We start from the raw sequence: 13,859 nt of genomic DNA, 5'->3' as shown, positions 1-13,859 counted from the left end.
CTCGTCGTGAACGCTGGCTGCGGGGTCCAACCCTTTCCATCCCGGGCCTCGAGAGCGCCCGGAAAGCGCGTGTCCTGAATCTAGGCCGTCAGCGCCTCGGCGTCTCCCTGTCTCCGAAACCGCCGGGTGATGTCTTCCATCCTGTCCTTCAGCTGGAGCTTCCTCTTCTTGATCGTGGCTTCTTCGACATGTTCGGGTTCGGAAAGGTAGGGCTTGTGAGCGAGTTCAGAAAGACGATGTTCCAGTTCCTTGTGTCTTGTGGAGAGTTGGCGGAACTCATCGTCATTCTGGAGCAGGGTGGACGTCAGGTCCTGTGCGTCTGCCGTCATGCGGTTCGCCTCCTTCTACTATCGGGGCCGGTCAGAAGCGTGTGGGTAGGTCGATGGAGCGGCATAGACTGGACCCCGCAGAGCCCCTGATCGCGGATGCGACGGGGCGAAGCTGGGGTGTACTCGCAAGTTACCACAAGGTCAGAGCGTGTTCAAGTATTCGGATTTGATTCAATGTTCTGGATATTTCTGGCGAGGACCAGGGCGTCGTCGACCGGTTCGCTGTAGTAGCCGCGCCGCGCCCCAATCGCTGTAAACCCAAGACTCTCGTAGAGTTGTCGTGCTGCGGCGTTGCCGTTCCGCACTTCGAGCAGAACCCTTCGTGGAGCACGTGTTCGACGAGCGTCCGGCCGAAACCCCGGCGCCGGAATTCGACCCTGACGGCGACGTTGTTGATGTGCACTTCGTCGACCACCAGCCAGTACGAGCAGTACCCAGCGACTCGGCACTCCGGGATCCGCAGGACAGCGATGCACGAGGTGCCGGCGTTCCTGAGTTCTGCCTCGTACATGTCCCGCGTCCACGGCGTGGCAAAACTCGATTGGTCGACCTCCATCACTCCGACAAGGTCTTGCTCGCCAGTTAAGGTCTCGACCTGCGGCTCGTTCATGCGCCGTGTTCCCGTTGGCGATCGCGTGCGAGCTCCACGTCCGACCGGCGCACATAGAGCGGCCTGACAGTGTGCGGAGGCAGGGCCATTCCGGCTGACGCCCGCTGCTGGGCCAGCCGTCCGATTGCGGGTGCAAGCAGCGGCGTCGGATCGATGACGCGCGCCGCCGGGACGGGGCCGCAGGACAGAATGTCCCGGTACTTCAGGACGCCGTCGCCCGCCCACATCGCACTTCCCCACCAGGCGCTCTTCATCCAGCGTTCGAGAACGGCGGACGGCGTCGCCACCGAGGGATCGTCCAGGTACTCGAATTCCGGCACGCCCCCGGCGTCACGCCGTCCAACCGCTCGCAGCACCGCCGTGAACACCTCGCGACGCTGGGCATCGAGCCAGATGGCCATGGCAGCATCGGCTGAATCCGGCCGATCCTCTACCACCGCCGCGGCCAGCGCCTCGAATGCCGACACGCCGACCACCGGTTTGCCGCTGGCAAAGGCAAGCCCCTGGATCGCGGCCAGGCCAATTCGAAGGCCCGTAAACGAGCCGGGGCCCGTCGCCACGGCAAACACGTCGACGTCAGACACGGTCAGGCGCTGTTGGCCGAGCAGCCCGATCAGATCCCCTGGCAGTCTGGCGGCGTGCGGACGAGTGCCATCGCCCGCGAGCGCGGCCAGCACGCGGCCGTCGGCGACGATCGCCACGCTGCCCAGGCGGGTTGTTGTATCGAGAGCGGCCACCAGCATCCTCTGATTGTGCCCCAGCATGGCGGGGAGATGCTATATTCGAGAAGCGTGTCATCCTCTGAAGTATCCTCCTCACCCAAGGGACTGGCCACCGCCAGCCCCGCGATGCGGCAGTACCTGGACGCCAAGCGTCAGTACCCCGATGCCATCGTGTTCTTCCGCATGGGTGACTTTTACGAAATGTTCTATGAGGACGCGCTGACCGCGTCTCGAGCCCTCGACCTGACGCTGACCTCCCGTTCGAAGGACGCCGGGGGCGGCAACATCCCGATGTGTGGCGTGCCCTTTCACGCGGCCGAGTCGTACCTGGCGCGGCTCGTGAAGAAGGGCTTCCGCGTGGCGATCTGCGAACAGGTTGAGGACCCGCGCAAGGCGAAGGGCCTCGTGCGGCGCGAGGTGGTCCGCGTCGTGTCCCCCGGCACGTTTGCGGAGGCAGGCTATCTCGACGCTCGCGAGTCCGCCTTTCTGCTTGCCGTGGCGCCCCCCTCGCTTGCCCCGGCAGGGCCGACGCCGGCCCCAATCGCGCCGCGAGGCGCGGCCGGTTTGCCTTCCGCCGGCGTGTCGGTGACCGGCGCAGCGCTGCTCGATCTGTCGACCGGCGAGTTCATGGCGGCCGAGTACGCCGGGCGGGACGGTCTTCAGCAACTCGCCGACGAGATCGCCGTCTTGCGTCCCAGGGAGATTCTGCTCGCAGCCGGCGTCGATGCTGCCGCGATTCTGCCCCAGTCCGTCTTGTCGGGCGGGGCCATCACCCGGATTGACGACTGGCTGTTCGATCACGACACCGCCCGGCGCACGCTGCTCGCGCAGCTTCGCACGCACGCGCTCGACGGCTTCGGTCTCGAGCCTCATCCAGCCGCCGTGCGGGCCGCCGGCGCGCTCGTGCATCACCTGCAGGATACGCAGAAGGCCGAACTCACGCACGTCCGCAGCATCACGTTCAAGGAACATGCCGACCGGCTCGTCCTCGATCCGCTGACGATCAAGCATCTCGAAATCACCGATTCGCTCGACGGCGGAAAGACGGGTTCGCTGCTCCACGAGATCGATCGGACCGTCTCCCCGATGGGGGCTCGTCTGCTTCGGGCGTGGCTCCTGCGCCCGCTGCTCTCGCTGGAGCGGATTCGAGATCGGCTGGACGCAGTGGAGGATTTCGCGTTCCGAACGACCGATCGGGGCAAGTTCCGCGATGCCCTCCACGCGGTTCAGGACCTCGAACGCCTCGTGTCACGGGCGGCCCTCGGCACGGCGGGCCCCCGCGACCTGGTTGCCCTCAAGACATCGCTAGCCGTCGTGCCCCGTGTACGCGCGCTGTTGGAGGGATTTCAGGCTCCGTTCATCTCCAGCCTGGTCGCGCAGCTGGATGATGTCCCGGAGGTCCGGAACGCGATTGAGGAGACGCTGGTCGACGAACCGCCGGTTCTGGCCCGCGACGGCGGCTGCATACGGGACGGGGTCGACGAAGAGCTGGACCGGCTGCGCCTCATCTCGCGGTCTGGCAAGCAGATCATTGCCGAGATGGAGCAGGCGGAGCGAACACGCACGGGTATCGCCTCGCTCAAGGTGCGTTACAACCGTGTCTTTGGCTATTACATCGAGATCTCGAAATCGAACCTGCACGCGGTCCCGGCCGACTATCAGCGCAAACAGACGATTGCCGGCGGCGAGCGGTTCGTCACGCCCGCGCTCAAGGACTACGAAGAGAAGGTCCTGGGAGCGGACGAACGGACGCTGGAGCGGGAAATCGAGATGTTCGAGGCCCTGCGCGCCCAGGTGGCCGCCGAGGCGCCGCGCATTCAGGACACCGCGCGCGCTGTGGCGACCCTCGACGTGCTGGCCGCCCTGGCTGACGTCGCCGCGCTCCACAACTTCGTCAAGCCTCACGTGCATGACGGCGACGGCCTCTCGATTGTCGAGGGCCGGCACCCGGTGGTCGAGCGTTACTCGGTCGATCCGTTCGTGCCGAACGACACGGCGCTCGATGCGTCGACCCGCCAGCTCGTGATCCTGACGGGGCCGAACATGGGCGGAAAATCCACGTACCTCCGGCAGATTGCCCTCATCTGCCTGATGGCGCAGGCGGGCTCGTTTGTCCCCGCCCGCGAGGCCAGCCTCGGTCTGGTGGACCGGATCTTTGCGCGTGTCGGTGCGTCGGACAACATCGCGCGCGGCCAGTCGACCTTCATGGTGGAAATGCAGGAGACGGCCAACATCCTCCATTCCGCCACGTCCCGCAGCCTCGTCATCCTCGACGAGATCGGGCGCGGCACGTCGACATTCGACGGATTGAGCATCGCCTGGGCCGTCGCCGAGCATCTGGCCACCACCAGCCGGGCGCGTCCAAAGACCGTGTTCGCCACCCACTATCACGAACTGACGGATCTGGCCGACGCGGTGCCCGGCGTCGTCAATGCCCACGTCGCGGCGCGCGAATGGAAAGACGACATCGTGTTCCTGCGCAAGGTGGTGCCGGGACGGTCTGACCGCAGCTATGGCATCCAGGTGGCGAGACTGGCCGGACTGCCGGCCGAGGTCATCGCGCGGGCACGGAGCATTCTCGGCGGGCTCGAGCAGGATGCCGTCGCCCGCGGCGGACGGCCGTCCGCGACGAGCGCGGGGGCGGATCCCCGGCAGCAGCTGGGGCTCTTCGAAACACCCACGCCCGCCGACGCCCTCGCCAAGCGACTGCGCGAACTTGACGTCGATCGGCTGACGCCCCTTGAGGCGTTGACCCTGATCGCCGACCTGAAGCGGGAACTCGAGGCATGAGGGCAAGCGCCGCGGCCCTGGCCGCCGCCGTCTTCGCCGTCCTGCCCGCCGGCTGCAGCCGCCCGACTCCGTCTCCCCCAGGAATCATCCGCGTTGCCATCGTCAGTTCGCCGAACAACCTGGATCCACGTATCGGCACCGACGAGGTGTCGCAGCGCGTGCACCAGTTGATCTACGACCAGCTGTTCCGCATTGACGACCAGCTCCGTGTGGCGCCGGGGCTGGCGACGGGCTGGACTCAACCCGATGCGACGACTTACATGGTGCAGTTGAGGCGGGGCGTGCGTTTCCACGACGGCCACGAGCTTACCTCGGCGGATGTCGCCTACACGTTCAACAGCTTCCTCGATCCGGCGTTCGCGTCACCACGCAAAGGGGCCTATCGCCTGCTGAAGAGCGTCCGCGCGGTCGATCGCTACGTCGTGGAATTCGTGCTGCAGGAACCGTTTGGGTCGTTCCCGGTCAATCTCGTTATGCCGATCGTTCCCGATGGCGCCGGCAGTGCCCTCAAGAACCAGCCCATCGGGACCGGTCCCTATCGGTTCGTCCGCCACGTGGCCGACGACTATGTCGAGCTGGCGGCCTTCGATGCGTACTTCGAGGGCGCGCCTCGCAACAAGGGACTCCTGTTGCGGGTGGTCCCTGACGACATGATGCGCGGCCTGGAATTACAGCAGGGGTCGGCCGACCTGGTGGTAAACGATCTCGCCCCCGATCTGGTTCATCAGTTTCGATCGAGCCCCACGCTCCGCGTCGTGACGTCAGCGGGCACCGACTACGCGTACGTCGGCATCAACCTCCGGGATCCCGTGCTTCGCGACCGGCGGGTCAGGCAGGCCCTCTGTCACGCCATCGACAGACAGGCCATCGTCGACTACTTGCGCCGGGGCCTCGCGCTGCCGGCCTCGGGGGTCCTGCCGCCCATGTCGTGGGCCTTCGAACCGGGCGTTCGGCAGTACGGCTTTGATCCCGCCCGGGCCATGGCGCTGCTCGACGAAGCCGGCTATCGCGATCCCGATGGCGACGGACCGCGCTCCCGCCTGGCGCTGACGTTGAAGGTGTCGTCCACCGAATTCAATCGCCTGCAGTCTTCGGTGATCCAGGAAAGCCTGCGCCGCGTCGGAATCGCCCTCGACGTCCGGTCGTACGAGTTTGCGACGCTCTACAGCGACGTCCTGCGCGGAAACTTCCAGTTGTTCACCCTGCAGTGGGTTGGCGTCTCCGATCCCGACATGCTGCGGCGCGTGTTCCACTCGAAACAGATGCCGCCAATCGGATTCAATCGCGGGTTCTTCTCGAATGCTGCCGTCGATGATCTGATTGACCGGGCGACCAGGTCGATCGACGATACCGAGCGCCGCGAGCTGTACGGCGATGTTCAGAGGCTGGTGGCCGAAGAGGCACCCTACGTCAGTCTCTGGTATAAGACCAACGCCGTCGTCGCCCAGTCGAACCTGCAGGGCATCGACATCGGGCCGGCGGCCGACTTTCGGTTTCTCCGTAACGTCTGGCGCGGTGCCAGCAACCCGCCGGCGCGGTGAAGACGGATCCCGGGTAGCCCGCAACGCGCGTAGACGGGCGACGGTATAGAATCGACGAAATGACTCCGAACCTTCCCTACCACGCTGGCCTGCCGTTCACGTTCTGCGCGCTCGAGCAGGGGGCCGACGCCTTCGATCGTGCCAAGGCCGTGGTCCTGCCCATCCCGTTCGAGCGGACGACGTCGTTTGTGGCGGGCACGAAGAACGGACCGCGCGAGATCATCTCCGCGTCGAGCCAGGTCGAGCTGTACGACGAGGAACTCGGAAGCGAGATTGCCGATGTCGGCATCTGCACGTTGCCCGCGATGGAACTTCCCTTTGCTCGCACCGAGGAGGCGTTCGCCGAGATCCGGCGCACCGCCTCTTGGCTCGCGGCCTCGGACAAGTTCTTCGTGGCTCTCGGCGGCGAACACGCGCTGACCGCTCCGCTGGTGGCGGGCGTCGCCGAGCAGCATGCCGGCCTCAGCGTCCTGCATATCGACGCGCACGCCGATTTGCGCGAGAGCTACATGGGTGATCCGCACAGCCACGCCAGCGCGATGCGCCGGGTACTTGAACACGCGCCGGCTGTCCAGGTGGCCATCCGGAATCTGTCGGCACCGGAGGCGCAGGCACTTCCCTCGCTCAACACGACGATCTTTTACGACTGGAATATGCGCAATGATCCGCGCTGGATGGAACGCGCGGTCGAGAAACTCAGCCCGAAAGTCTACGTCACGATCGACTGCGACGGTCTCGACCCCGCCATCATGCCGGCCGTGGGCACGCCAGAGCCAGGCGGATTGAGCTGGCCGGAACTGCTGGCGCTTCTGAGGCTCGTGATGACGCGGCGCACGGTGGTGGCCTGCGATGTGGTCGAACTCTGCCCGCTTCCAGGCATCGTGGCGCCCAACTTTCTCGCCGCGCGCCTGGTCTACAAGCTGATCGGCTATCGATTCCTGTCACGCTGACGCAAGAACGCGTCAGCGCGTGGCCGCCTGGGCGGTGTCCTGCCCTTCTATTTCCCGCCTGGCGATCTGCGCGTACGGGGATTGCGGGAACTCGTCGGTGACCCGACGAAACGTCTTGCGTGCCTCGTCGCCTTTTCCCGCCAACTGGTAGCCGCGCGCCAACTGCATCAGCACGCCGTCGAGCGGGACTTCTGGCGCAGCCTGCTGTGCCAGTTCCTTGAGCGACGCCAGCGCGGGCTCGAACTGCTTCGTTGCCAGCTGCGCATCGGCAATGCCCAGTTTCGACATCACCTGGTAGATTCCCTTCTCCTTCGCCACGACCTCGCGATAGCGTTCGATGCCCTCGGCCGTGCGACCGACGGCGACAAGCGCCGCCGCTGCCCGGTAGCGCGCCATGACGCCCGGTTCCAGACTCGGATACGCGTCGGCCACGGCCATCAGTTTCGGCAACGCCGCTTCGAGCCGCGCCTTGTCGGTGGGATACGTTCCAGGCGCCTGCACCGAGGGCTTGCCCGGCTCCCCCGCCGTCGGAGGCATCACGGGCGCCTCGGATATCGTCATCGCCTCCGCCAGCATCCGGCTCGCGGTCGAGGCGCTGTTCTGGCGAACGACGAGCGTCCCCACAACGCCGAGCACCACGACAATCACCGCGATGCCGCCGAAGATGACGACGTTCCGGTTCGCTTCGTACCACGTCCTGGCGCCGAGCAGCCACTCGACGAATTCGTTTTCCTTCAGGTGATGCCGTTCAGTTCGCTTCATGATGCCTCAGACTCGAGCACGACACAGTCATCGCAAGCGGTCGCCAGCGGTCGGCGTCCGCCAGAATCAGTCAAGTGGTCCATTATAGCGGCGAATCACCCTGAGATGACGATTCGGTTCAGGCTTCGCGCATGAACGGATACTCAAAGTCCTTCGCCGGCACGAACGTCTCCTTGATCGTGCGGGGACTCGTCCACCGCAGCAGGTTGAGCGGCCCCCCTGCCTTGTCATTGGTGCCTGATCCTCTCGCGCCGCCAAACGGCTGGCGACCCACCATGGCTCCGGTCGGCTTGTCGTTGAGGTAGAAATTGCCGGCCGCATACCGAAGCACGCGGCACGCCTCGATGTAGGCGTACCGATCGTTCGAGAAGATCGCCCCGGTGAGGGCGTACGGCGACGTGGTATCGCACAGTCGCAGGGCCTCGAGGTACTTCTCATCCTCGTACACGTAGATCGTGAGCACCGGGCCGAAGACCTCCTCCGCCATCGTCACGAACTTGGGGTTCAGCGCCTGGATGACTGTGGGCTGGACATAGAACCCCTTCGATTTGTCACCGTCGCCGCCCAGGATGATCTTTGCCTCGCTCGAGGTTCGTGCCCGCTCGATGTAGCTCATGATGTTGTTGAACGCGGCTTCGTCACTCACCGCGTTCACGAAGTTTGTAAAGTCCCGGACATCGCCCGTCTTGACGCGTGCGAGCATCTCGCTCATCCGGCGCTGCACCTCCGGCCACAGGGACGCCGGGATGTAGGCGCGCGAAGCGGCCGAGCACTTCTGCCCCTGATATTCGAAGGCGCCGCGCACCAGGGCCGTAGCGACCTCCTGGGCATTCGCCGAACGGTGCACGAACACGAAGCCCTTGCCTCCCGTCTCGCCGACAATGCGCGGATAGCTCCTGTAGGTGCCGAGGTGTCCAGCCACCGTTCGCCACAGCGAGTTGAAGGTGGCGTTCGAACCGGTGAAGTGCAGCCCGGCGAACATCGGATGCGCGAGGGCCAGTTGGCCGACGAGGGATCCCTGGCCTGGGACGAAGTTGATGACGCCCGGCGGGAAGCCGGCTTCCATGAACACCTGCATCAGGACGTAACTGGACAGGATTGACGTGGTCGCCGGTTTCCAGACCGTCGTATTGCCCATCAAGGCCACCGATGTATTCAGATTCGATGCAATGGCCGTGAAGTTGAATGGGGTGACGGTGAGGACAAAGCCCTCGAGCGGCCGGTACTCCATCCGGTTCAGTTCCTCGGGAGCGGAGTGCGGCTGATCGGAGTAGATCTGCGAGGCGAAGTACACGTTGTGCCGGAGATAGTCGACGACCTCGCACACGGCGTCGATCTCCGCCTGATACGCGCTCTTCCCCTGGCCGAGCATCGTCGCCGCGCCGATCGTGTACCGGTAGGGGCCAGACAGCAGCTCCGCGGCTCGCAAGACGACCGAGGCGCGCTCGATCCACGACAGGGTTGCCCAGGCCTCGTGAGCGGCAAGGGCGGCGTCGATCGCCATCCGCACTTCGGCCTCGCCGGCCTGGTGGCAACGCGCGAGCACGTGACCGTGGTCGCAGGGCATCACCACGTCGCGCGTCCGGCCCGTGCGGACTTCACGACCACCGATGATCAACGGTATGTCGACGACGGTGCTGGCCATCCGATCCAGCTCCCGTTTCAAGGACGAGCGGCTGACCGAACCCGGCGCGAAGTCGTTAACGGGCTCATGCCGGGGCTCCGAAAAACTGAATACGCTGTTGTTCATGGACGTCTCCTCCACCCAACAATCGGTTTCACATCCCGTTCTGGCGGCCTTGGCACGCCGTAGCCGCATGCGAAAGTGGCCGCGCAGCAGGCCGCGTCCGCAGGTTCGAAACCGTCTCCCATGAAGATAGCGCGATTTGCAGGCGTGACGCGAGTGATGTGAACAAGCCTCGGCCCGACCAGCGGAGGAATGTGGTGCCCCTGGCCCGACTCGAACGGGCGGCCTACGGTTTAGGAACCACGTTCAATTGATCACCGGATCGGGTCCGACCGCGATTTCATTGGTCGTTTCGATCGCGCCCTGGTCCGATTGGGACCGATTGTGATCGCCTGATCCGGCACCCGTTGCAAGCGGTTGCAAGCGGGCGTCGAACGCCTTCATCGCGTCGTGCTGCGTCTGCTGCGTCCCGCTGAGGTAGGTGCTGGTCTGCGCGATCGAGGTGTGCCCGAGCCAGTCTCGAACCGTGTGTAGGGGCACGCCGCCTTCGAGCCACCGGCTGCCCGCTTCTCTTCGCAGATCGTGAACGTGCAAGTTGATCTTCGCGAAGGCCGCTCGGCTCTCGGGCGAGAGGTTGGCCACGTCGTTGTAGGTGGCCTCGACGCCGTTCGCCTTCAGGACGGCCGTCATCCAGGCCCGCTTGATGCTCAAGAGTTTCTGACCGACGACATTCCCGAAGACGTACTTGTCGGCCGGGAACGGCTGGCCGTTCGGATCGAAGACGCGCATTTCCAAGATCGCTTTGAGGCGTGACGAAATCGGAATCCGCCGATCTCGCCGCGTCTTTGTCTTTGCAGCGGTCAGCACGATTTCCGATCGTGATGCCCACGTCACGATAGGGGTCGGCTTCGTCGCGATCGGCGTCAAGACGTCGACTGCGCGGCGTCCAGCGTGAGAGTCTGACGACGGCCTCACCGTGGCGCTCGAACGGTTGAACGCTCGGCTGTCACAGCCAGGGGTGGGCCCGAGTGCCACGGTTGTAGTCGAGGAACCGACGAAGTAGGCTCGCGCTTTCCCTGCTGTCATCGCCAATCGACGCGGTGTCCGCTGACCTGAACTCCAAGAGTGCGACCGCCCTACCCGCGCAGTCGGTGGACCACATTGACTGAATCCCAGACAGCTGGCAATCCCGGGCGCGTTCACGCGGCTGTCCACGGGGCGAGAAGATCATCTGGCGTGGCCCGAGACAAAATCAACTCGTGAGGCACTCCTGGCGACATTAGTCTCCGCCGCAAGAGACTTTTGGCGGCCACCGCGTCCCACCACCCCAAACGGGCTCACCTAACTCCAGCGCGGCCCGGAACTTATGACCAGTGCATCCAGAATCTGGCACGGGACCGGCACTGGAACTATTGTTGCTTATAGCACTGCGCCCCTTGCGAGGGTTGAAGACTGGGAGGGTCATAGTATGAGGCGACTCGGATTCGTTCTACTTGGTGCCGCGCTCCTGTTTACGTTGGCGGTCCCAACGCCAGCCGCCGCCAATCCGATCAACTTGGCGCTGAATCCATCCGCGACGGGGCTGCCCAGCCCGCTCGAGTCTGACCCCGGATGGGGAGGGGGGTCGTATCCGTGGGAGATCGTGGACGGTCTCCGAACCTACCCAGTGTGGTACCACGGCCTGGCGTTGGCGTGGGACGGCGCGCAGCATCAGGTGACGATCGCGTTGGATGGTATGCACTGGTTTGACGAGGTGCTCCTTTGGCACCATGGTTACTACCCAATCACGACTCCCTGGCTCCAGTACTGGGGTGGCAGTGCTTGGAACCCCATCACCTTCACGCGAAACCTGGCGTTGGAGGACGCAGGGGGAGCCGGCTCTCTGTCGGACTACTACTATTTCGATCCCGTCTACGGCAGCAAGGTGAAGTGGACCGTGCCGGCGGGAGCCCAGTTTGGGGGATCCGCCAGTCACGTCTGGCTCTACGAGTTCGAGGTCTACGAAGCGGAACCCGTTCCGGAACCCGCCTCGCTGTTGCTGTTCGGCTCGGGGCTGGTCGGACTGGCCGGAGCCGCCCGTCGTCGGATGCGAAAGTAGTCCCTCGCGCACTAGCGCGGGAACGGTGAGCGCCTGATCACCCGGGAGTGGTGGTCTGGCGCTTTCCTTTTTCGCTGTCAGCCAGGTGCCACCTACCCAAGTGGCCGTGACACGCAATCCGGCCAAGGCTCTGAGCCAACGCGTGCCCAAGTCTGAAAGCAAGACGGCGCCGCGAGTGTGCCTTCGGTTGACTTCCCTTGCACATCTGATGGCTAAGGCTCGCCGGCTCGTGTCCGGCCCGCGGGACCCTGCCGCCGACGCATCGGCGGGGTGGTAGACACAACCTAGTGTGCCGTCCCAGCTAATTCTTTACACCGGCGCACCTTGTCCAGAATGACGTCGGCCGTCACTTTCCACACGAAGGGCGTCGGGGTGTGATTCCAGCGGAGCAGCCAGTCGTAGATGGCGCGCTCCAGTTCTTGCACGCTGAGGAAGGTTCCTCGGCGGATCATGCGGTCGGTGATCAAGGCGAAGAACCGTTCGACCTGGTTGAGCCAGGAACTGCTGGTCGGCGTGAAATGAAAGTGAAAGCGCTGGCGTTTCTTGGGCTTGAGCCACCGCTGAACCAGTTCGCTCTTGTGCGTGGAGTAGTTGTCCAGGATGAAATGGATCTCCAGGTCGGAGGGCACTTCACGCTCGACCTGGGTGAGAAACTTCACGAACTCTTTTCCACGATGGCGTGGCAGACAACTGCCAATCACTTTGCCGTTCAAGATATTGAAGGCCGCAAACAAGGTCGTGGTCCCATGCCGCTGGTAGTCATGCGTTTGGCGTTCGGGCAACCCGGGTCGGAGCGGCAGGATGGGGGCCGTCCGATTCAGCGCCTGAATCTGGCTCTTTTCGTCCACGCACAAGACCAGCGCCCGGTCCGGGGGATTCAGATACAGGCCGACCACGTCGCGGACTCTGTCTTCGAACCGCGGATCCGTCGACAGTTTGAACTTCTCGACCCGATGCGGCTGAATATCAAACCGCTGCCAGACGCGGTGCACCATCATGCGTGACACCGCCAACTGTTTCGCGAGGAGTCGCACGCTCCAGTGCGTGCCATCGGGCGGCCGGGTCTTCAGGGTCGTATCCAGAATCGCCTGCTCCAAGTCGCTGGTCAGCGTGGGCCGACGCCGGGTCCGTTTCTGCTTGCCCGTGAGGGCCGCGACTCCGCGCATCAGGAACGCCTGGCGCGTGGCGATCACGGTCGGTCGCGACAGCGTCAATTGCTGGGCAATGGCTCGATTCGAGACGCCCGCGTCCGCCAGCAGGATCACGCGGCACCGCTGCGCCACCCGTTGCGGGGTGGTGCCGGATCGCACCAGGGATTCCAGGTGGTGCTTCGTGGCATCATTCAGAGACGATGTCGGTGCCAGCGCGAGCATGCCCCATGTAACCACAGGGCTGCGTGTATGTCAATAATTACATGGGACGGGACACTGGATCGGTTTCTATTCGTGGAGAATGCTCGAGCGGAAACAGGAAGCGCCCGACCACCACATCCGGGTGACCGGGCGCACGAAGTCCGCACGGACAAAATGTCGGTCGACTACTTCCGCATCCGACGACGAGCAGCGCCAACGAGTCCGACGAGGCCTGTGCCGAGCAGGAGCAGCGAGGCCGGCTCCGGGACGGGCTGACCGTACTCAACGATGTAGGGACCACCGAACTGCGCGAGGTCATTCCACGCGCCCGCAGGCTGCAACTCCGTCTGACTGGCATGCTGCCAGTTCATCACGGCGTAGTCTTCACCGTTCTGACTCTCGCCGTTGGGGCCGTGGTAGTCGTTTGGCTCCCCGCTGGCCCAGTAGCTGAAAGCGAACGGTTCGCCCGACTGCCAAAGCCACGTACGCTCGGTGACCCGGTCGGTCAATCCAATCATGTAGTTCGTGACCGAGCCGAATTGAGAAACGAGGAAATCGAGCTCTGCTCTGCTGGTTATGCTGACTAGGTAGCCGTGGTCACCAGTTGGTGAGGTGCTGGCCGCAGCAGCCGCAACGGCAGCATCCCAGCCACCCGGGTTGGTCTGCCAGAAGTCGTTGTAGTAATGACCATTGCCGGCCCACTGAACCGGCGTCGCTGAAGCGGGGCCAGCCATGAGGATGATGAACAGAACCAGCCAGATGCTCTTCTTCATTGACGTCCTCCGATAACGAGAGTCCTGCTTCGCGACACGCAAGCCACGTTCCGGGTTGCGAGAGACGATTTGCGCCAGATTCTGCACCGGCACGCTGGAAAGGCACCGCCGGGGCAGACGTTAGTCGCCGCGAGTCAGGCAATGTCGCCGTCGATGGCGCACGGACGAAGGTGACCGTAGTCGAGGCGGACAGTGTATAACGCTATTAGTACAATGCAGGGTGAGATGGCACGCAAAACCCTCAC

Annotated in this window: 12 protein-coding genes; 4 read left to right on the top strand and 8 right to left on the bottom strand. The window is 64.3% G+C overall.

Going from position 1 to position 13,859, the window contains the following annotated elements; translation table 11 throughout:
• Positions 1 to 80: 80 nt before the first annotated feature.
• From NTV05_08500 to tsaB, 3 genes are all read right to left on the bottom strand, one after another.
• Positions 81 to 329, bottom strand: a complete 249-nt coding sequence (locus NTV05_08500) for a YdcH family protein (GenBank protein MCX6544441.1) — start codon at positions 327 to 329, stop codon at positions 81 to 83.
• A gap of 130 nt (positions 330 to 459) precedes the next feature.
• A complete protein-coding gene (locus NTV05_08495) occupies positions 460 to 939 on the bottom strand; it encodes an N-acetyltransferase (GenBank protein MCX6544440.1) in 480 nt (159 codons plus the stop codon).
• Positions 936 to 1,703, bottom strand: a complete 768-nt coding sequence (gene tsaB / locus NTV05_08490; GenBank protein MCX6544439.1) for a tRNA (adenosine(37)-N6)-threonylcarbamoyltransferase complex dimerization subunit type 1 TsaB — start codon at positions 1,701 to 1,703, stop codon at positions 936 to 938. Before tsaB ends, NTV05_08495 begins: the two co-directional genes overlap by 4 nt.
• 63 nt (positions 1,704 to 1,766) lie before the next feature.
• Here tsaB and mutS point away from each other — a divergent pair, with 63 nt between their 5' ends.
• From mutS to speB, 3 genes are read left to right on the top strand one after another with little or no spacing between them, the layout of a single operon-like run.
• On the top strand, positions 1,767 to 4,451 hold the full coding sequence (mutS, locus tag NTV05_08485; protein MCX6544438.1) for a DNA mismatch repair protein MutS: 2,685 nt from the start codon (positions 1,767 to 1,769) through the stop codon (positions 4,449 to 4,451).
• On the top strand, positions 4,448 to 5,992 hold the full coding sequence (locus tag NTV05_08480) for an ABC transporter substrate-binding protein (GenBank protein MCX6544437.1): 1,545 nt from the start codon (positions 4,448 to 4,450) through the stop codon (positions 5,990 to 5,992). Before mutS ends, NTV05_08480 begins: the two co-directional genes overlap by 4 nt.
• 59 nt (positions 5,993 to 6,051) lie before the next feature.
• On the top strand, positions 6,052 to 6,942 hold the full coding sequence (gene speB / locus NTV05_08475; protein MCX6544436.1) for an agmatinase: 891 nt from the start codon (positions 6,052 to 6,054) through the stop codon (positions 6,940 to 6,942).
• A gap of 12 nt (positions 6,943 to 6,954) precedes the next feature.
• Here speB and NTV05_08470 read toward each other — a convergent pair whose 3' ends face one another.
• The 3 genes from NTV05_08470 to NTV05_08460 all read right to left on the bottom strand — a co-directional run bounded on the left by NTV05_08470 (position 6,955) and on the right by NTV05_08460 (position 10,258).
• Positions 6,955 to 7,704 carry a tetratricopeptide repeat protein gene (locus NTV05_08470; protein MCX6544435.1) on the bottom strand — a complete coding sequence of 250 codons (750 nt, stop codon included), beginning with the start codon at positions 7,702 to 7,704 and terminating at the stop codon, positions 6,955 to 6,957.
• 118 nt (positions 7,705 to 7,822) lie between these two features.
• On the bottom strand, positions 7,823 to 9,454 hold the full coding sequence (gene pruA, locus NTV05_08465; GenBank protein MCX6544434.1) for an L-glutamate gamma-semialdehyde dehydrogenase: 1,632 nt from the start codon (positions 9,452 to 9,454) through the stop codon (positions 7,823 to 7,825).
• 243 nt (positions 9,455 to 9,697) lie between these two features.
• The gene (locus tag NTV05_08460) at positions 9,698 to 10,258 is read right to left on the bottom strand and encodes a tyrosine-type recombinase/integrase (GenBank protein ID MCX6544433.1); all 561 of its coding nucleotides are present in this window, start codon (positions 10,256 to 10,258) and stop codon (positions 9,698 to 9,700) included.
• A 601-nt stretch (positions 10,259 to 10,859) separates the two neighbouring features.
• On the opposite strand from NTV05_08460, the gene NTV05_08455 reads away from it, so the two are divergent.
• Positions 10,860 to 11,489, top strand: coding sequence for a PEP-CTERM sorting domain-containing protein (locus NTV05_08455; protein MCX6544432.1), 630 nt, complete (start codon positions 10,860 to 10,862; stop codon positions 11,487 to 11,489).
• A gap of 284 nt (positions 11,490 to 11,773) precedes the next feature.
• On the opposite strand, the gene NTV05_08450 is transcribed toward NTV05_08455, so the two are convergent.
• Both NTV05_08450 and NTV05_08445 read right to left on the bottom strand, forming a co-directional pair.
• The gene (locus tag NTV05_08450) at positions 11,774 to 12,862 is read right to left on the bottom strand and encodes an IS630 family transposase (GenBank protein ID MCX6544431.1); all 1,089 of its coding nucleotides are present in this window, start codon (positions 12,860 to 12,862) and stop codon (positions 11,774 to 11,776) included.
• Positions 12,863 to 13,026: 164 nt separating this feature from the next.
• Positions 13,027 to 13,614 carry a lectin-like protein gene (locus NTV05_08445; protein MCX6544430.1) on the bottom strand — a complete coding sequence of 196 codons (588 nt, stop codon included), beginning with the start codon at positions 13,612 to 13,614 and terminating at the stop codon, positions 13,027 to 13,029.
• Positions 13,615 to 13,859: the final 245 nt, after the last annotated feature.

The sequence above is a fragment of the Acidobacteriota bacterium genome (assembly GCA_026393755.1).
Classification (GTDB): domain Bacteria; phylum Acidobacteriota; class Vicinamibacteria; order Vicinamibacterales; family JAKQTR01; genus JBAXOX01.
This window is presented reverse-complemented; position numbering and strand designations above follow the sequence as displayed.